Origin of the sequence: Paenibacillus rubinfantis (assembly GCF_001486505.1) — a bacterium.
In the GTDB taxonomy this organism is placed as follows: Bacteria; Bacillota; Bacilli; order Paenibacillales; family Paenibacillaceae; genus Fontibacillus; species Fontibacillus rubinfantis.
Window position 1 is genome coordinate 483,743 of the sequence record NZ_LN909064.1, and the last position, 18,487, is coordinate 502,229.

Consider the following 18,487-nt stretch of genomic DNA (forward strand, 5'->3'; position numbering starts at 1 on the left):
CCATAGGCAACCTTATCTCCGGTCGTTCGCCGGTTTGTAGCGGACAAGCCATTTTTCGAGCAGAGCGACACAGGCGAACATCGCCAAGCTGATGGCTACGATGATGGCGATGGCGACGAAGATTTTGTCCGTGCGGAACGAGGCCTTTTGCAGCATCATGTAGTAGCCGATCCCTTTGTCCGCGCCGATCCATTCGGCGATTACCGCCCCCATGACGCTGTAGGTCGCGGCGATTTTGACGCCGGACATGATCGAGGGGATCGCGTAAGGCACCTCAAGCTTGCGAAAAATATCCGCCTTGGACGCGCCGATCATCCGCATATAATCCAACATCGCCCGGTCCGTGCGGCTTAGCCCGTCCATGGCCGCCACGGCGACGGGGAAGAAACAGACGAGGGTAATCACGATGATCTTCGGCAGGATACCAAAGCCAAACCAGATCATTAGCAGCGGGGCCAGCGCGATAGTCGGCACGTTTTGGCTTAAGATGATCAGCGGATACAGCGAGGCCTTCAGAAATGGAACATAATGCAACGCAAACGCCACAAGCAGGCCCACAAGCGTTCCGATTGCAAATCCGACCAGCATCAGCCGCAGCGTCGCCAGCGTGTGCTCCCCTAAGCTGGCCGCCCCGGCAGCCGCCTCCCGGCCGATATCCACCGGGCTGGGGAGAATCCACTTCTCGATGTGAAACCAGGCGGTAGCGCCTTGCCAGATCAGCAAAAACAAGAGGACCGCCACGAGGGGCGGCCAAATGTTCTGCCAAAGGCTGCGGAGATTCATGGCCGGTATTTTTCGATCAGCTTATCCATGCTGACGCCCTTGGGATTATACGAGATTTTGATTTGCGAAATAATGCCCGTGCTGCCGAACTCGATAACAGCTTCATTCATTTTTTTCACAATAGCCAGCAACTCGTCGAGCTCTCCCTCCATCGTGGTTTCCAGGGGATTTACCTGATATTTGACGCCAGAAGCTTGAATCACTTCGATAGCCCGGTCAACATAAGGGATTACATCCTCGCCGTTTGGCGTTTTCGGAATAATTTGAATGCTTAAAAGTGCGTTTGGCATCGATTCGTTCATCCTTTCGGAATATAGATTTGGTATGGTGCATACATTGAGGTTATTGGCATTATTCGTTTGGCAAAAATTCATTCGTAAAGGCGGCATCCACATCAAGCGGCTTCTCCAACAGGCCGCGCTCATGCATCCAATCGGAGTAGTTCTGCCACACTTCCCGTTTTTGCTCGCCCCAACGCGGAGCATCGTCCTGGTATTTCGAGCTGAGCCATTTTTGGCTGGCGACCACCAGGTCCTGATCGAGTTCCGGCACGGCTTTCAGCAGGATTTGCGCCGATTCGTCCGGATGATCCATCGCGTATTTATAACCTTTGGAGACGGCGCGCATAAATGCCTTCACCAGTTCCGGGTTGTCCTTGATCGTCTTCTCGTTGGTCACAAGCACCGGCGTATAGTAATCAAGCTGCTCGGAGAAATCTTTGACATAGAGCATATCGATCGGCTCGCCCCGCAGCTCGGCCTCAATGCCGGTCCAAGCATAGAAGATCCAGGCGAAGTCGATATCCCGCTTCACGGCCGTAAAATAATCGGCGTCCCCGATGTTGAGGAACTTCACCTTGCCGACATCGGCGCCTTGCAGGTCCATGATGGATTTGATCACCGCTTCTTCAACTGGGGCACCCCAACCGCCGTAGGCTTTTCCTTCGAAATCCTTCGGCGACTTAATGTTCTTGGCTACAGGTGCAGCGAAGCCGGACGTATTATGCTGAATGATGGCCGCGATGGATACAAGCGGTACGCCTTGCATGCGGCTTTGCGTAACGTTCTCCTGCACGCTGACGCCAAACGGCACTTCTCCGGAGGCAACCATCGCCTCAGCGCCGCCGGAACCGGGGAGGAGGATTTCCACGTCCAGCCCTTCCTCGGCAAAATATCCTTGGTCTTTGGCGACGTAAAGCCCCGTGTGGTTCGTGTTAGGGCTCCAGTCGAGCACGACCTTCACAGGACGAAGCTCCTGGTCGGAAGCTTGGTTTGGCGCAGCGGCTTCGCTGTTTGACCCGCCTTCGTTTCCGGCTGCTTTCCCGGCGCTGTTCCCGCCAGCTCCTCCGCAAGCGGACAAGATCAGCAGCAGGCAGCCGAGGAAGATCGCCAGCGCGGTACGTAGTTGAACTTTCACGACACATTCTCTCCTTCGTGGGTTTATTTTTCCGCAGTTTGTTCTAGATATAACCCGGGATTTGCGTCCTTAAGCGCAATCCAACGTCCGGATACAAAAAAACGTCCCGGATCCGGGACGCGATAGGCGATGGAGATGAAATTAAGAATAAGTTCATAACCATAGTATGACTTCCTACGCTGGCATTACCCAGATCAGGTTAAAGGGTCAGTATCTTGGAGGGATACACTCTCAGCCGGCCAATTCCAGCACCCCTGAACGTATGACTGCAGATTACATCTGTCATTATAGTTTTCGTCTGCCGCTTTTGTCCAGCCCTGCCGGCACTTCGGTCTTGAAAATACAGGGCATTTGCTTTTTATCTGGCAAAAGGCTATAATGAGTTCATCTCGTGTTTTTAGGAAGAAGATATTCATTCACGTATTGAAAAGAGTGTCACTTTTTAAAACTGGAACTTTTTTCAATGTGTGAATTTTTTTTATACAAGTGGTGCATGTTCAATAAAGGTCAGCCTTTTTGAGCGACTTCTGTTAAAAAAATGTAAACATGTTAATCTTAAAAACAGGAGGTAATCCCAAATGGAAACCGGAACAGTAAAATGGTTTAACGCCGAGAAGGGTTTTGGCTTCATCGAAGTGGAAGGCGGAAATGACGTATTCGTACATTTCAGCGCGATCACAGGTGAAGGCTTCAAAACGCTTGACGAAGGCCAACGCGTACAATTCAACGTGGTTCAAGGCAACCGCGGCCCACAAGCCGAGAACGTTGTAAAACTGTAAGCCAAGCCAGGAACTGCTCTTAATGCGTTCTCGCATTAAGGGCAGTTTTTATTCGCTAAGATCATTCATGAGGTTAAATTTTCAGAAGTCCGCTTCTGATCGTACATATACGCTACAAGAAATGACATCTATGCATCCGGTTCGAACGATCACCTTGAATAGGAGGGGAATTTATGAACTACCGTAAAAAAACGTTAGAGGAAATTCCTGAGGAAAATACGCCGGTATGGACCTGCACAAGTGATGACTGCAACGGGTGGATGCGGGACAATTTCACATTTGAATATAGTCCCGTATGTCCGCTTTGCTCGTCCGAAATGGTCATGGGAACGCGTATGCTGCCCCAACTGAGCAATCCGAGCTCCGATCAAAGATCCTCGGCCAAGAAGGCATAAGTGAAGCCGCCTCGGGAATCACCAGGCGCAACCTGCAACGACAGCCGTATTCGCATCAAGCGAATACGGCTGTTTTTGTTTTTTGAGGGAGTGGATCTGGAAGATGATGCAAAAATGAAATATCCACAAAAGGATTGCATCTATATTAAAAATTTAATATGTTTGAGTTACTACGATGATGTGACACCCAGAAGGGAGAATCCCCGCGCCGATGCACGGAAATTATAAAGTTGCTTCTCAAGTCCTTGATATTCCTTCCAGCAGCAAACAAAGGAAGCTGGCCTTTCTCCTAGGGAGTGTAATCACCGCGGCTTCTCTTTCGGCTTTACCGTTTGGGATGACAGCGCTTCCTGCAATGGAGCCTTTTTTGTCGGCCGCCATCGGTTGGCTGATTTTTGGGGATATGCTAACGGCCTTTATTATATACAGCCAATATCGGGCTTCCGGTCTTCCGGGGTTAATGGTCTTATCCTGCACTTATTTGTTTAGCGGATTAATGAAATTTCTTCACGTTCTAACTTTCCCGGATCTCTTTGGTGAGTTTGGTGTCTTCATTGGTGCTGGAGGGCAAACCGCAGGATGGCTGTGGGTGTTCTGGCACGGTGGTTTTTCGCTGGGCATCTTGGTATACGCCGGGGTAAGCCGGAAGTGGTCCAAGCCGTTTAGCTCGAAGGAGCAAATCTTCAATTTCGGGACGGCAGGCATTACGCTAACGTTGTTGACGGTGCTGGGCGTATTTGAGATCGCGGCGTTAGGGGAACGCTGGCTGCCCAATATCATTGAACAGTACGATTACCGGGAAGTGAATACTTCAGGAATTGGTCCGTTCTTATGGGTTCTGAATTTCTTTGCCTTGCTGGCTCTATGGGGAAGGGTAAGGGGATGGTCGATGATGCATTTGTGGCTGGCAGTCGCTTTGCTGGCCCTGTTGATGGACGTGACGCTAACCCTGTTTGCCGGCATGCGTTTTACCTTGGGGTGGTATGTAGCGAAGTTAAATTCGGTGATTGCTTCAACCGTCGTGATTTGCGCGGTGGTTAATGAGGTGAATCGCTTATTTATCCGGTTATCGGAGCAGCACCGTCAGCTCGTGGAGTCAGGCCAGCAGCTCGAGCACGCGAACGAACAGCTGATTCGACTGACCAATCTCGACGGGTTGACGGAAATTCCCAACCGCCGGCGATTCGATGAGATTTTGGCCTGGGAACTGGAATCCCCGGAGGAGCGGAACACAGCGCTGTCGCTGCTTATCATAGATATCGATTGCTTTAAAGCCTATAATGATTACTATGGACATCAAGGCGGGGATCACGTCTTGAAAGAGATCGCATGGACGATCTATGCGGAGGCGAAGAAAGAGCAGGGCTTTGCCGCCAGATACGGCGGGGAGGAATTTGTCGTCGTCCTGTCCGGGCTGGGAACGCAGCAAACCCTAGCGTTTTCCGAGCGATTGCGTCAAGCGGTCGCTGCTCTGTCCATTGAGCATCTGCGCTCCAAGGCGGAGCCACACGTCACGATCAGCGTCGGAGGGTATCGCCTCGCTCCGTTTGATCCGATGTCGGGGGAGGAGTTGATCCTCCGGGCGGATCGCTGCCTCTATCGTGCCAAGGAAGAGGGGCGCAACCGTTCGGTTGTCGAGGGCTGATCTGCTCGCCCCGGACCTTCCTGGGTTTTAGGAGGTTGCGTTTTCGGTCATGGCCCGGTACTGCTTGAACATAAACAGGCGCCAGCGAATAATCATGCCGTAGGCGAGCAGGAAGAACAACGCCGCCGTTTGCATTACGGAGACATATTGTTCCACGGCTTCATGCAGCAGCAGGCGAACGACGAGCAGTCCGATCAGGATAAAGATAAAGCTGCGGGAACGTTCCGCATAAATCTCGCCGTCGATTTTCTCAAACTTGGTTGTCCGGATCAGCGGATAGGAGAACAGGATCCAGCCGAAAGCGAAGGCGATCACGCCCCACAAGATGGGAATATGGGTTTCCGGGACGATAAACATCATGAGTCCCGTGGTCATCCCCAGCGGGGGAATGATGATTTTCTTCACGGTGACGGGTCGACGACTGGCCTTCAGACGGATAAACAAAACGGCGACGGCCATAGCCATTGCGCCGAAGGTAAAGGCGATTTGCATATAAGAGGGATTCAACAGTTTCATGGAGGTTCCCTTTCTGTAGGTAGTTGCGAGCAGCAATTCAACAATAATAGCTACTAGTTAATAGCGATTCGCGAGAACATTATATCATACTCGCCTGCACTTGTTTCAAACTCGGTAAGGGAAAGGGGAACGAAGATGAACAGCGAATTGACGGTCGCCGTCCATTGCTTGTTGTATTTGGATTCCAGGGAGGAGCGCATGGCCAACAGCGAACAAATCGCCTGCAGCGTGGCGACACATCCGGCCCGCGTGCGTAAGGTGTTGAGCCTGCTTCGCCGTCACGACCTCGTGACGACGAAGGAGGGGGCCCATGGCGGATATCAGCTGAAGGCCGAGCTTTCGCAGGTATCCCTCGGCGACTTGTACCGCATCTTCGCCCAAGGTTCGCTGCGTCCAAGCTGGTGTTCCGGCAGCGAACACTCCTCCTGTAACATTTCCTCGAACATACCCGCTGTCATGAACCAAATCTACGGCGGAGCAGAGCAGCAGGTGGAGCTGTATTTTAACCGGCTTTCTTTGTCCGAGGTGAAGCGGTTGCTGCGGGAATCCGAGCAAGGGAAGGGAGAGGATTCGATGAGTCTGGAAAACCAAGAGGTGTGGTTATTTTATACGGGTTCTTATGCTGAAAGCGGGGAACCGGGCATTCATCTATGCGAGCTGCGGCGCAGTACCGGGGAAATGCGGGTCCTTCACGGCTTCTCAGGTCTCACGAACCCGTCCTTCGTAGCTCTGGATGCCATGGGGCTGCGGTTGTATGCGGTAAGCGAACAAAGCGAGGGGCGGGTTGCCGGTTTCGCGGTAGATCCGGGGGATGGGAAGTTGACGCTGCTAAGCGGAGATAAGGCTACGCTTGGCGCGGATCCTTGCCACCTGGCCTTGCAGCCAGGTCCGGAGCGGCACTTGCTGGTCGCCAACTATTCCAGCGGCCATGTTAATGCTTATGCCCTCGAATCGGACGGAGCGCCGGGGGACATGACTTCCCTCATTCGCCATGAAGGAAGCAGTGTAAACAAGGAGCGCCAGGAATCAGCCCATGCGCATAGCGCCGTGCCAAGTCTGGACGGCCGGTTCGCGTTTGTCTCCGATTTGGGAACCGACCAAATCGTGATCTATCGGCTGGAGTGCGGGCAATTCGTAAAGCACGGAACGACGAATCTGCCGCCGGGGGCCGGTCCGCGGCATTTCGTGATCCATCCGTCCGAACGGTTCGCATATGGCATGAACGAGTTGAACAACACGATGACGGCGTATGCGTTGGATCCGGAGGAGGGGAGGCTTGAGGTGATCCAGCACGCCAGCTCGCTGCCGGACGACTTCCAAGGGGAGAACTACCCGGCCGATATTCATTTCTCGCCGGACGGTCGTTTCGTCTATGGCTCCAACCGCGGGCATGACAGCATTGTTCGCTTTCACATCGATCCCGCAACCGGGCGTCTTGAGGACCCGGCATGGGCGAGTGCGGGAGGGAGTTGGCCGCGGAATTTTGCCGTACTGGACGACTACGTGCTGGTGGCGAATCAGTACAGCGGCAATGTCGCCGCCTTGCGCCGCGACCCCGAGAACGGCCGCTTGACGCCAACGGAGCAAAGCTTAAAGCTCGCCAAGCCATCTTGCATCGAGCCACTTTCGGCGAGCCTCGCGGCGGGGATGCTGAAGTAGCTGCGGGGGATTTTTCGTAAAAGCAAGGAACCTCGCAACCGGGAACGGCATATCTCTACAAGTAGGGAAAACGCCCATCGGCCGGCAGGTACCAAGTGAGACAGAAGCTTCATCATCAATCGAAGACGAAATGTTCTAACCCTAACACCCGAAGGCCCGCAATTTGCCGGCTTTCGGGTTTTTTCATGGACGGAAGGGGGCATTCAACGCTCCGTGCCGGGGCCTGTACCGGCTATAAGGGGAGCTTATAAATAATTTGATTTTTTTGCATAAAAAGGTTTGACATTTTTAGGCTACCGCATATAAAATAACACCATAGCATACTAAACAGGTAGGAATAATTAAAAATGTTCTCACCGTACGGACGGAGGAACGCTCTACTTGCCTTGGCAGACACGGGTAGTGGCTCGGTTTGACCGTTGGGGGGTGGGGCGTTTCTCCGTTTTCCTTTTTCAGAATGGAATCTGATGCGGTAGATGCCTGCTCTGCCCTAGTAAAGCGAGAAATGTGAGTATGGGGAGTGATACGATGAACAGAAAGTTGAAGCAAGGGGTTCTAGTGAGTTTGGCGTTAGTATTGGTTGGGGTTCTGGCGGCTTGCTCGGCGAACAAGAGCGGCAGCAACGATGCCGCCAGTGCGGCAGCCGGCAATGCCGGCGGCGGGGAGAAGCCTAAAGCGGTGGAGCTGCTGAACGTATCCTACGACCCAACCCGAGAATTATACGAGAAATATAACGAAGCTTTCGCGGCCTATTGGGAGAAGGAAAAAGGACAAAAAGTCACGATCAAGCAGTCACACGGCGGCTCGGGGAAACAAAGCCGTGCGGTCATTGACGGATTGAAGGCCGATGTGGTCACGCTGGCTCTCGGCTACGATATTGACGCTATTGCGGAGAACGGTTTGATTGATAAGGGCTGGCAGCAAAAATATGAGCTGAACAGCTCGCCTTACACCTCAACGATCGTCTTCTTGGTTCGCAAAGGCAACCCCAAGGAGATCAAGGATTGGAATGATTTGATCAAGGAAGGCGTCGAAGTCATTACGCCGAACCCGCAAACTTCCGGCGGGGCGCGGTGGAACTACCTGGCGGCATGGGGATACGCCCTGCATCATAACAATAACGATGAAGCGAAAGCACGGGAGTTCGTACAGGAGCTGTTCAAACATGTTCCCGTTCTCGACAGCGGGGCACGCGGTGCAACAACGACGTTCGTAGAACGCGGACTCGGCGACGTGCTGTTGGCTTGGGAGAATGAGGCGTGGTTGTCCGTGCAGGAGCTGGGGCCGGACAAATTTGATATCGTCTATCCGTCGGAGAGTATCCTGGCGGAACCGCCGGTTGCCGTGGTAGACAAAAACGTGGATTCCAAAGGTACCCGTGAAGTGGCCGAAGCCTATCTGAAATACTTGTATTCGGAAGAGGGGCAAAAAATCGCCGCGGAAAATTACTATCGCCCGACGCTGGACAGCGTCAAGACGGAGTTTGCCGATAAGTTCCCGGAAATCCAGTTGTTTACGATTGAGGAATTCGGCGGCTGGGCGGAAGCCCAAGCGAAGCATTTTAATGACGGTGGCATTTTCAGCCAAATTTATGTACCGCAATAATCCAAACCGACCGTAACGAATCGGAGGCGAAAAATTATGCACAGTGGCACCACAAAGCGCGGCGTTCTTCCCGGCTTCGGGATGACGATGGGATTTAGCGTGCTATATCTCAGCTTGATCGTGCTGATCCCGCTTTCCGCTTTGCTGCTGAATTCTACGGGACTAACCTGGGAGAAATTTTGGGATATCGCGACCGACCCGCGCGTACTCGCTTCCTATAAGGTCAGCTTTCTGACCGCGGCGGCAGCTGGACTGATCGATGCGGTGCTGGGGCTGCTGCTGGCCTGGGTGTTGGTCCGGTACGATTTTCCCGGCAAAAACGTGTTTGATGCCATGATCGACCTTCCCTTTGCCCTGCCTACGGCCGTGGCCGGGGTTTCCCTTACCGCGATCTATTCGGCTAACGGCTGGATCGGCTCCTTGTTTGAGCCGTTGGGGATTCGCATCGCGTTTACGCCGATGGGCATTACGCTTGCGTTGATGTTTATCGGCATCCCTTTTGTCGTGCGTACCGTACAGCCGGTGCTGCAGGATCTGGATGCCGAGGTGGAGGAGGCGGCGGCAACACTCGGCGCAAGCCGCTTTCGCACCTTCCGCCAGGTGGTGTTGCCGGAGCTGCTGCCCCCGCTGCTAACGGGGTTTGCACTCGCGTTTGCCCGCGGTATCGGCGAATACGGCTCTGTCGTCTTTATCTCCGGCAACATGCCGATGAAGACGGAGATCGCTCCGCTGCTCATCATGTCGAAGCTGGAGCAGTTCGACTATGCCGGCGCGACGGCGGTAGCGCTGATGCTACTGTTGATCTCGTTCGTGCTGCTGCTGCTCATCAACACGCTGCAGCGCCGGATCCGCAAGACCGCGCGGTAAGACAACGCTATCGATAGGGAGGGAAGAGTATGGCCGGTTCTGTGCCATTAGCTGCGAATAAGCCGACTGCCCCGCGCAGGCAAACGGGGAAGGGGTCCGGTGCCGTCAAGTGGGTGTTGATTACGGCAGCCGTACTGGTCCTGCTGTGGTTGATCGTCCTGCCGCTTGCCGTCGTCCTGACGGAGGCGCTCAAGAAAGGCTGGGACGTCTACGTGGCCGCGATCCGCGATCCGGATGCGTTGTCCGCGTTGCGGCTGACGCTGCTCGTTGCTTTAATTACTGTACCGCTGAATACGATCTTTGGGGTGGCCGCCGCCTGGGCCGTCACCAAATTCAAATTTCGCGGCAAGCAGGTGCTGGTCACGTTGATCGACCTGCCCTTTGCCGTATCACCAGTCATCGGCGGCTTAATCTACGTGCTTGTCTACGGCTCGCACGGTTGGTTTGGTCCGTGGCTGGATGAGCATAACCTCTCGATTATCTTTGCTTTGCCAGGGATCATTCTGGCAACGTTGTTCGTGACCTTCCCGTTTGTTGCCCGCGAGCTCATCCCGTTGATGGAGGATCAGGGGCAGCAAGAGGAGGAGGCCGCGGTCACATTGGGAGCCCGGGGCTTCCGGATCTTCTGGAAGGTGACGCTCCCGAACATCAAATGGGGTCTATTGTACGGAATCGTGCTTTGCAATGCGCGAGCGATGGGGGAATTCGGTGCCGTCTCCGTCGTCTCGGGCCACATCCGGGGAGAAACAAACACTTTGCCGCTGCACGTGGAGATCTTGTATAACGAATACCAATTTTCCGCGTCGTTTGCAGTCGCGTCCCTCTTGCTGCTGCTGGCGCTGGTGACCCTGCTGCTCAAGGGCTGGTTTACGCGAAAAAGTAGGCATTAGGGGGCGAACGACCTCTGCCGTTCGGTCTTCTGCCGTTCCGGACCTCTACCGTTCCGGACCTCTAACGGACCGTAGAGCCCTTATTCATTGATTTCCCGGCTATTTCCCGCTGTAACGGACCTCAGAGGTCTTATTTGGCGGAAATGGCGGAGAAATAGCTCCTTTTGCCCGAAATAAGGTCACCTGGGTCCGTTAGAAACTAAGTCCTTCGCCAGGTTGCCCAATAGCGTCTCTCAGGTCCGTTAGCGGGGCGAAAGTTGGTTGAGGTGCGAGGGCGGCATAGTTACAGAGGTTGTTGGAGTTGGTGGAGTTAGTGGTGTTACTGACTTGCTGAGTTACTGGGTTGCTGGAGTCGCTGGAGACGCTGGAGTTACTGGTGTTGCTGGTGTTGCTGGAGTCGCTGGAGTTACTGGAGTCTAACGGACCGTAGAGCCCTTATTTGCTAATTTCCCGGTCATTTCCCGCTGTAACGGACCTCAGCGACCTTATTTGGCGGAAATGGCGGAGAAGTAGCTCCTTTTGCCCGAAATAAGGTCACCTGGGTCCGTTAGAAACTAAGTCCTTCGCCAGGCTGCAAAATAGCGTCTCTCAGGTCCGTTAGCGGGGCGAAAGTTAGTTGAGGTGCGAGGGCGGCGTAGTTGCTGAGGTTGTAGGAGTTAGTGGAGTTACTGGGTTACTGGGTTACTGGAGTTACTGGAGTTACTGGAGTTGCTGGAGTCGCTGGAGTTACTGGAGTCTAACGGACCGTAGAGCCCTTATTTGCTAATTTCCCGGCTATTTCCCGCTGTAACGGACCTCAGCGACCTTATTTGGCGGAAATGGCGGAGAAGTAGCTCCTTTTGCCCGAAATAAGGTCACCTGGGTCCGTTAGAAACTAAGTCCTTCGCAAGGCTGCAAAATAACGTCTCTCAGGTCCGTTAGCGGGGCGAAAGTTAGTTGAGGTGCGAGGGCGGCGTAGTTGCAGAGGTTGTTGGAGTTAGTGGAGTTAGTGGAGTTAGTGGAGTTAGTGGAGATACTGGGGTTACAGGAGCTACAGGAGCTACAGGAGTTACTGGTATTGCTGGATTTACTGGAGTCTCTCTAGTTACTGGAGTTTCTGGAGTTAACGGTGTTACTTGTAATTACTGGAGTTGCAAAAGTTACCGAAGCGGTAGATTTGTAGCAGGTTGAGCTAGAGTTAGGGAACTGGAATCTACAGGAGTGGGCAGAAGGGTCGGCTGAATGCAAGATTCGATGTCGTCTAAGCTACTAAGGAAAACTACGTGATCCAGAGATTACTTTTGATTTACCTATACATGGGGAGGGGTAGGGTGATGGCGAAACCATTGAAAGTCGACGACATTTGGCTGGAACGGATCGCGGAACTGCTGGGCGGCATGGAGTTTGGTTCGCTGAACATCGTCGTCCATGAAGGCCAAATCGTGCAGATGGAACGCACGGAACGCAAGCGTTACGAGTTGAATCCGGGCAGCGCCTCCAGGGCTTCCGGGGCTTCCCGCCATACAGCCAAACCTTTACGTGAATCCGGACAGCGGTAAACCGCTTAGCTATCGGATTCCATCGTAATCAAACACCCCCGGTTCCGGGCGTTCAGGCAATCATTGCCTAGCCGCCTTCGTGGAACCGGGGGTGTTTGCGTTTATTGCGGCGTTTCGCCTTCACTTGGTCGGCCGGGCGCGTGTGCGGCAAGAGGGGCGGCGGCATCTCCTGGACCCGCCCCCGCCTCCACCGGCGGCAGCGGGTCATGCCCAACGTACGGACGCGCCTTCCGCGGCTTGCGGCGGTTCAGGCGAAAACCGCCGAGAAACAGAAGCAGCTGCGCGCCCAAAACATAAGGGGCCAACTCGCTACCCGCTAAATGGCCGGCGGCTAATACGGCGATCAGAGCGGCCAGTAGCCGGGCGGGAATTGCGTTGACATGGCGATTCCGTCCGCCCATCACCGCGAGGTAAAGCAGCAGCAAAGCAAACCAGCACGAGGCCAGCTGCATCCACTCGGCCGCTAGCTCCCATCCCGACGGCTCAACCCCGTCGTAGAGACTTGCCCCCAGTAAACGCCACAACTTTAGCAGCGTAAGGAAAAAGGCAGCCGCGAACAACGCGGGCAAAATGGGCCGAAAAATGCGCCATAGCCAGCTTCCCCAGCCGGGCCGTTCCATCTGGCGAAGCAGCTTGTCCCGCTCGGCGATCAGGGACTCGCTTTCCCGCTCGAGGGTCCTAAGCAACAGAGGCAAGCGGGAGACATCGCCATCCTCGGCGAAGGCGGTGATTTGCGTCAGCAGATTTTCGCTGCTGTAAGGGGCGGCTCGGCAAGCCAGAAGCTTGTCCCGCAGAACGCTTCGGGCGCCTTGTTCCAAAGCGGACTGTGGCGGCAGTTCCAGGGCGGACATCAACGATCCGGCAGCCGCGGCGTAACGTTCCAAGGTAGAGTTGACGTATTTCAGCCGGCTTTGTTCCTCCCGGATCAGCTTGCGCCGCGTCGCGCCGTAAAGCGCGAGGAACGCAGACAAGGCCAGGAAGGCGGCTAACGCGGAAGGTTCAGGCAACTGCAGCCAGGCAATCCATTCCGACAGTGACACGGCGATCACCCTTTCCATATTCCTCCTTTCACTATTGCACACGTGCCGTTGGGATTCAAGCTTGGTTCATGAGTTTAGGAAATATGATATACTTGAAAATTGGTGAAATGCTACAGAAAAATCGGCGATCGGAGGGATCGGCGTGAATGAACAACATTCAGGTGCAGAGGTTAGAATTTTGTACGAGGCACCTAAGGTTAAAGAGTATCTAAAGCTCCGCGAGCAAGCCGGAATGAGTCCGCGCAGTCAGGAAGGGGCGGCGAAGGGGCTGGTCAACTCCCTGTTTGCTGTCTCGTTGTACGATGAAGCGGGATTGGCGGGAATGGGAAGGGTTGTTGGCGATGGCGGCTGCTTTATGCAGGTGGTCGACATCGCCGTACGTCCAGATCTCCAAGGGAAAGGTCTTGGCAAAACGATCATGGGTGAAATCATGGGGTTTCTGGAAGAACACGCGCCGCCGCTAACCTACGTGAGTCTCATCGCCGATGTACCGGCGGACAAGCTGTACCGGCGCTTCGGCTTCGAGTATACCGCGCCCGCCAGCCTGGGGATGTTTTGGAGAAAAGCGTGACAAAGACATGGGGGCGTCCGAAGCAGGGCCGTCCTCATGCAAGTAAAGGGCAAAGGGGATGCCATTGGATTGACTTCCACAGTAATTGAAATTTTTATGATCGCCATTCTGGCGGGGATCGTTGGCTCGGTTCTCGGATTGGGTGGAGGAATCATCGTTACGCCGGCGTTGACGCTGCTGTTTGGTGTGGACATCAACCATGCCATCGGGGCGAGTATCATCTCCGTCATCGCCACCTCAAGCGGTTCGGCGGTGGCGTACATTCGCGACCGGATCACCAATTTGCGCGTCGGCATGTTCCTGGAGATCGCTACGACCGTCGGGGCGATAACGGGCGCTTTTATCGGGGCTTTGATCGCCCCGCGGATTTTGTATATCATTTTTGCGATACTGTTGCTGTACTCCGCATACGCCATGATCAAGAAAGGCAAGCAGGAAGTGCCCGAGAACGTTCCGCTGCATCCGGTAGCCGAAAAGCTCAGACTGCAGGGGGAGTATTATGACAAAGCGCTGGGCAAAACCGTCGCTTATAACGTGGACCGCGTTTATGAGGGGTTCGGGGTGATGTACGGTGCAGGCGTTATCTCCGGACTGCTGGGTATCGGCAGCGGCAGCTTTAAGGTCATGGCGATGGATGTGTTCATGAAAATGCCGCTGAAAGTGTCGAGCGCTACCAGTAATTTTATGATGGGCGTGACGGCGGCGGCTAGTGCAGGCATTTATTTACTCCGCGGCGACATTATTCCGATCATCTCGGCGCCGGTGGCCTTGGGCGTCCTGATCGGGGCAACCGTAGGGGCGCGCCTCATGCAGCGGATGAAGAGCAAAACGATCCGCAAGCTTTTTATCCCGGTCATGGTGTACGTGGCGTTTCAGATGATCTACCAAGGATGGAGGGGCTGATATGGGCGGTAAAAACGAGGCAGGGAACTCACAAAACCGCACCTTCGAGGTGGAGATGGCCATCAGCAAAATGCTGCGGATCGGCGTCATTCTCGCCGCGATCGTCATCATCACGGGACTGGTGCTGTTTCTAGCGACCGGTGACAGCGGATATCCCGGGGATACGTACCCAACCAGCTTTGGCACCATCCTGTCCGGGTTGCTGGCTTTCAAGGCGGCTGCGGTCATCCAGACCGGCCTGTTGCTGCTGATTCTGACGCCGGTACTTCGGGTGTTCGTCTCGCTGTTCCTATTTTGGGCGGAACGGGACTATCGATATGTCATAATCACCGCGATCGTGTTTGTGATCTTGGTCCTGAGCTTCGTGCTGGGGAAAGCGGGGTAAGCGGTAGGGAGCGGTCAAATGTTGCAAAACCTACAACATAATTAAGCTCGCCAGGCCAATGTTGATGAAAATGCTGTATAAAGTGCAACATTTTCGTGCGTTTTCGCCCACGATGACCTGAAATGTTGCAACTAATACAACAAAACAAATCCCCCTAGCCGGAAACGGGCTCAAATGTTGCACAAACTGCAACTATCGGTCCCCGGCAAAGGAACTTGGGGCTTCTCCAGCTGCGCGGCGGCGGGGAGGCCCTGTTTCATTTGGACTTGCTGCAGCAGGATGATTATAATGAGAACAGCAAACTTGGGAATACCATCCAACTGCGAAGAAAGGGAGAACCGATAGATGAATATCGTATTGTTTGGCGCGACGGGCTTAATTGGAAAAAGAATTGCGGCGGAAGCACTGCAACGCGGACATGAAGTGACGGCCGTGGTGAGAGATCGGGTGCGAGCTGACGAGATCGGGCTAATGCGTCTCGTCCCGACAGATTCCAAAAAGGCCGGCCACCTGACCTTGGTTGAAGGGGACATTTTGGTCCCCGATGCGATTGCCCGGCTGGTCCAAGGAAAGGACCTCGTCATTAGCGCCTACGGGCCGCGTTTTGGGGAAGAAGACGAGCTGCAAGAAGCGACGCGTTCGCTGATCGAAGGCGTCAAACGCGGCGGCGTCCGGCGGCTGATCGCCGTAGGCGGAGCCGGCGGCCTGGAGGTCGCGCCGAGCGTGCGGCTGATGGACACGCCGGAGTTCCCGGAGGAGGTGCGGCCGCTGGCCCGGGCGCATGAAGAGGCGCTAAACCTGTACCGAGCGTCGGACCTGGAATGGACGGTGCTGAGCCCGCCGGCACTGATTGAGCCAGGCAAGCGTACGGGCATGTTCCGGCTGGGGCTGGATCGTCTAGTCGTCGATGAGCGGGAGAACAGCCGGATCACGGCGGAGGATTACGCGGCAGCCCTGCTGGACGAGGCGGAAGATCCGTATTATATCGGTGCCCGATTTACGGTGGGGTACTAAGCAGGAACACGAGCGGGGAGGGGAGCTTATGAAATTTGTGACGTCGGAGCAAATGCGCGCCGTGGACCGCTACGCCATCGAGCGGATCGGGATCCCGGCGGTGGCCTTGATGGAGAACGCCGGGAGAGCGATCGCCGAGGAGGTGTTGGTGTTTTGCCGGGGGCGGCGGGATGGTCGGCTGCCGGAGCGCCCGGCGGAGACGATCCGGGAGCGTCCAGCCGGAGCAAACGAAGGGGACCGGAAGCAGGGCGAATCCGATTCATCCTATGACAGCGGAGCGGGGGCTTGCAGGCCGCTCCAAGAGAGCGGCAGCCCGCCGCCTGTGCCGGCGGAGCATTGGCTGATCCTCGTCGGCAAGGGGAACAATGGCGGCGACGGTTTGGTGTGCGCCCGCCATCTGGCGGATGCGGGCGTCCAGGTGAGCCTGCTGTACGCCGAGGAGCCGGAGCGACTCGGCGGCGAAGCGGCGCTGCAGCAAACGATCGCTGCAGCGTTGGGGCTGCCGGGCGAGGTGTATGCGCCCGGCACGGTGGCGGCGGCCCGATCCCGCGGGGTAACGGGGATCGTGGACGCCTTGCTGGGCACCGGGGCGAAAGGAGCGCCCCGGGGGGCCTACGCCTCCCTCATTCGGGAGGCGAATGAGACGCGGCTGCCGATCGTCGCAGCCGACATCCCCAGCGGGCTGGACGCCGATACCGGCGTGGTCCACGACCCGTGCATCCAGGCCCGGATCACCGTGTGCCTCGCCTTCTTGAAGGCGGGGCTGACGCAGTATCCGGGCGCGAAAGCCGCGGGGGACGTGGTCGCCCGCTATATCGGCATCCCCCGCGCACTTCCGCCGGAGATCCCGGCGGCGGAAGTGGGGGTGCTGCTCACCGACCGCTCGCTGCGCGGTGAGCTTGGGGTGGACGTCGGCCGGCGGCGCGAGGCCGGCCCGCATGGGCAACCCGGCGTCGCTGCTCGCCGGGGATATCATCGAGGCATTGTAATCGATCGAGCGGAGTGAGCCTCCTTCGCCCGAGCGGAGCATGGGATACCCCTGTCCGCATTGACTTTTCCAGCAAATCTTGATAGCATCGTTTTAAAATTTAGGGAAATGGCCGGGGTTCGCGAAAAGGGGAACCACCGGAACAGATAAGGGGAGAATCCGATATGAAAGTTACAGTTATTAACGGCAGCCCAACGCCGGGATCCCGGCTGGGCGCGGTGATCGCGTTGACGGAGGAGCTGTTGCGCGGCGAAGGCTTCGAAGTCAGTCATTTGAACGTGGGGGAGCTGCCGCCGGAGGATTTGATCCATACCAAATTTGAAAGCGATGCGATCGTGAAAGCCAATGCGTTGGTTGCCGGAGCGGACGCGGTGATTGTCGCCAGCCCGGTTTATCAAGCGTCGTATACGGGCGTGCTGAAGACTTTCCTGGATCTGGTGCCGCAAAAAGGCCTAGCCGGCAAAGTTGTGTTGCCGCTCTTTATCGGAGGCAGCCTTGCGCACCTGCTGACGATCGATTACGCGCTGAAGCCGGTCTTGTCCGTGCTGGGCGCACGTTATATTTTGGGCGGCGTCTATACCGTTGATGCCCAAGTGGCACGCACCGAAGCCGGCGGTTTCGAGATCGCCGAGGAGCTGCGCAGCCGACTTGAAGAGAATGTCAAGGAGCTCGTCCGGGAAACGCGACTGCGGCAACAGTCTTAAGAATCGCGTAGCGGATCGTGGAGGAAGCGTTAGATCGCCGGCGCCGGGGATGTTCCCGGTGCCGGTTTTTTTGCGGCTTGGCGTCAACCGCGCAAACGGCCAAAAAAATGGTACAATAGGACAAAATACATAACTGCTCGCAATTACCGAAGGAGGATACTTTGACATCATGTTGAAATTGGTCTTTTTCGTAGGAGTCGCCGGAACGGGGAAAACGACGGTGGCCCGCAAGCTGGCAAGACGGATGCCGGCGGCTTTTTTGGACCGCGATACGGTCGGGGGACGCTTTGTAGAGAAAATCCTGGAGATGAACGGCCTGGATGTGAACGACCGGGACTCCGATTTTTATAAGAAGCATCTGCGCGACCTGGAATACGATACGACGCGGGACATCTGCATTGAGAATTTGGCGGCTGGCCAAAATGTCTTTATGATTTCCCCGTTCACGGCGGAGCTGAAAAACAAAGACTGGATGGAAACGCTCCTTCAAGAGGCAGGATTGTCCAAAAGAGAAGTGGACGTGAAGGTCGTCGTCGTCACGCTGAAGGACATGGCAACGCAAAAGGAACGCATCATCGACCGGTGCACGGACCGCGATACTTGGAAGCTGGAGCATTGGGATGATTTCAAACACCGCGTGCAGTTCGTGCCGGAGTTGAACTGGGATATCCCGGCCTCCTCGATCCTCGAATTTGACAACAGCGGCGAGCTGACGGAGGAGAAGGTAGAGGAAGTTTACCGCTTTGTCCTGGGTGGAGAAGGACAAGTTTAATTAACGAAGAGAAGCCC

Annotated in this window: 20 protein-coding genes and 1 riboswitch; of the genes, 15 read left to right on the forward strand and 5 right to left on the reverse strand. The window is 55.5% G+C overall.

The features are described 5' to 3' along the window. Positions 1 to 12: 12 nt before the first annotated feature. The 3 genes from BN3277_RS10405 to BN3277_RS10415 all read right to left on the reverse strand — a co-directional run bounded on the left by BN3277_RS10405 (position 13) and on the right by BN3277_RS10415 (position 2,199). Positions 13 to 783, reverse strand: coding sequence for an ABC transporter permease (locus tag BN3277_RS10405; protein ID WP_059042344.1), 771 nt, complete (start codon positions 781 to 783; stop codon positions 13 to 15). Continuing rightward, positions 780 to 1,073: an MTH1187 family thiamine-binding protein gene (locus tag BN3277_RS10410; protein ID WP_059042346.1), complete on the reverse strand. Its 294-nt coding sequence runs from the start codon at positions 1,071 to 1,073 to the stop codon at positions 780 to 782. Before BN3277_RS10410 ends, BN3277_RS10405 begins: the two co-directional genes overlap by 4 nt. A gap of 61 nt (positions 1,074 to 1,134) precedes the next feature. Beyond that, a complete protein-coding gene (locus BN3277_RS10415) occupies positions 1,135 to 2,199 on the reverse strand; it encodes an ABC transporter substrate-binding protein (protein WP_082691417.1) in 1,065 nt (354 codons plus the stop codon). A gap of 153 nt (positions 2,200 to 2,352) precedes the next feature. Then, positions 2,353 to 2,465, reverse strand: a riboswitch (TPP riboswitch). Between the two features lie 312 nt (positions 2,466 to 2,777). Between BN3277_RS10415 and BN3277_RS10420 the strand changes: the two genes are divergently transcribed. The 3 genes from BN3277_RS10420 (at position 2,778) to BN3277_RS10430 (ending at position 5,018) form a co-directional block, all read left to right on the forward strand. Then, a complete protein-coding gene (locus BN3277_RS10420; protein WP_009223993.1) occupies positions 2,778 to 2,978 on the forward strand; it encodes a cold-shock protein in 201 nt (66 codons plus the stop codon). Positions 2,979 to 3,151: 173 nt separating this feature from the next. Beyond that, positions 3,152 to 3,373 (forward strand): cold-shock protein, encoded by a 222-nt coding sequence (locus BN3277_RS10425; protein ID WP_059042351.1) that lies wholly within the window; start codon positions 3,152 to 3,154, stop codon positions 3,371 to 3,373. 211 nt (positions 3,374 to 3,584) lie between these two features. Beyond that, positions 3,585 to 5,018, forward strand: coding sequence for a sensor domain-containing diguanylate cyclase (locus BN3277_RS10430; RefSeq protein ID WP_059042353.1), 1,434 nt, complete (start codon positions 3,585 to 3,587; stop codon positions 5,016 to 5,018). A gap of 27 nt (positions 5,019 to 5,045) precedes the next feature. Here BN3277_RS10430 and BN3277_RS10435 read toward each other — a convergent pair whose 3' ends face one another. After that, positions 5,046 to 5,534 (reverse strand): CcdC family protein, encoded by a 489-nt coding sequence (locus BN3277_RS10435; RefSeq protein ID WP_059042355.1) that lies wholly within the window; start codon positions 5,532 to 5,534, stop codon positions 5,046 to 5,048. Between the two features lie 135 nt (positions 5,535 to 5,669). Between BN3277_RS10435 and BN3277_RS10440 the strand changes: the two genes are divergently transcribed. The 5 genes from BN3277_RS10440 to BN3277_RS10460 all read left to right on the forward strand — a co-directional run bounded on the left by BN3277_RS10440 (position 5,670) and on the right by BN3277_RS10460 (position 12,093). Then, the gene (locus tag BN3277_RS10440) at positions 5,670 to 7,193 is read left to right on the forward strand and encodes a beta-propeller fold lactonase family protein (RefSeq protein ID WP_082691418.1); all 1,524 of its coding nucleotides are present in this window, start codon (positions 5,670 to 5,672) and stop codon (positions 7,191 to 7,193) included. 528 nt (positions 7,194 to 7,721) lie between these two features. Continuing rightward, positions 7,722 to 8,798, forward strand: coding sequence for a sulfate ABC transporter substrate-binding protein (locus tag BN3277_RS10445; protein WP_059042357.1), 1,077 nt, complete (start codon positions 7,722 to 7,724; stop codon positions 8,796 to 8,798). Between the two features lie 36 nt (positions 8,799 to 8,834). Then, positions 8,835 to 9,665 (forward strand): sulfate ABC transporter permease subunit CysT, encoded by an 831-nt coding sequence (cysT, locus tag BN3277_RS10450; RefSeq protein WP_059042358.1) that lies wholly within the window; start codon positions 8,835 to 8,837, stop codon positions 9,663 to 9,665. A 29-nt stretch (positions 9,666 to 9,694) separates the two neighbouring features. Beyond that, complete coding sequence (cysW, locus tag BN3277_RS10455) at positions 9,695 to 10,555, forward strand: sulfate ABC transporter permease subunit CysW (protein ID WP_059042360.1); 861 nt, start codon at positions 9,695 to 9,697, stop codon at positions 10,553 to 10,555. Between the two features lie 1,313 nt (positions 10,556 to 11,868). Further along, a complete protein-coding gene (locus BN3277_RS10460) occupies positions 11,869 to 12,093 on the forward strand; it encodes a YezD family protein (protein ID WP_059042362.1) in 225 nt (74 codons plus the stop codon). Between the two features lie 101 nt (positions 12,094 to 12,194). Here the strand turns inward: BN3277_RS10460 and BN3277_RS10465 are convergent, their stop codons facing one another. After that, the gene (locus BN3277_RS10465) at positions 12,195 to 13,142 is read right to left on the reverse strand and encodes a hypothetical protein (RefSeq protein WP_148501032.1); all 948 of its coding nucleotides are present in this window, start codon (positions 13,140 to 13,142) and stop codon (positions 12,195 to 12,197) included. A 133-nt stretch (positions 13,143 to 13,275) separates the two neighbouring features. Here BN3277_RS10465 and BN3277_RS10470 point away from each other — a divergent pair, with 133 nt between their 5' ends. The 7 genes from BN3277_RS10470 to BN3277_RS10500 all read left to right on the forward strand — a co-directional run bounded on the left by BN3277_RS10470 (position 13,276) and on the right by BN3277_RS10500 (position 18,470). Continuing rightward, positions 13,276 to 13,704 carry a GNAT family N-acetyltransferase gene (locus tag BN3277_RS10470; RefSeq protein ID WP_059042365.1) on the forward strand — a complete coding sequence of 143 codons (429 nt, stop codon included), beginning with the start codon at positions 13,276 to 13,278 and terminating at the stop codon, positions 13,702 to 13,704. A 96-nt stretch (positions 13,705 to 13,800) separates the two neighbouring features. Then, positions 13,801 to 14,607 (forward strand): sulfite exporter TauE/SafE family protein, encoded by an 807-nt coding sequence (locus tag BN3277_RS10475; RefSeq protein WP_392396628.1) that lies wholly within the window; start codon positions 13,801 to 13,803, stop codon positions 14,605 to 14,607. A gap of 1 nt (position 14,608) precedes the next feature. Continuing rightward, positions 14,609 to 14,992 carry a DUF1634 domain-containing protein gene (locus BN3277_RS10480; RefSeq protein ID WP_059042367.1) on the forward strand — a complete coding sequence of 128 codons (384 nt, stop codon included), beginning with the start codon at positions 14,609 to 14,611 and terminating at the stop codon, positions 14,990 to 14,992. A gap of 345 nt (positions 14,993 to 15,337) precedes the next feature. Beyond that, complete coding sequence (locus tag BN3277_RS10485) at positions 15,338 to 16,006, forward strand: NAD(P)-dependent oxidoreductase (RefSeq protein WP_059042368.1); 669 nt, start codon at positions 15,338 to 15,340, stop codon at positions 16,004 to 16,006. Further along, a complete protein-coding gene (locus tag BN3277_RS10490; protein WP_232436383.1) occupies positions 15,981 to 17,012 on the forward strand; it encodes an NAD(P)H-hydrate epimerase in 1,032 nt (343 codons plus the stop codon). Before BN3277_RS10485 ends, BN3277_RS10490 begins: the two co-directional genes overlap by 26 nt. Positions 17,013 to 17,158: 146 nt before the next feature. Next, positions 17,159 to 17,698, forward strand: coding sequence for an NADPH-dependent FMN reductase (gene ssuE, locus BN3277_RS10495; RefSeq protein ID WP_059042370.1), 540 nt, complete (start codon positions 17,159 to 17,161; stop codon positions 17,696 to 17,698). A gap of 169 nt (positions 17,699 to 17,867) precedes the next feature. Beyond that, a complete protein-coding gene (locus tag BN3277_RS10500) occupies positions 17,868 to 18,470 on the forward strand; it encodes a P-loop nucleotide/nucleoside kinase family protein (RefSeq protein WP_059042371.1) in 603 nt (200 codons plus the stop codon). Positions 18,471 to 18,487 lie beyond the last annotated feature (17 nt).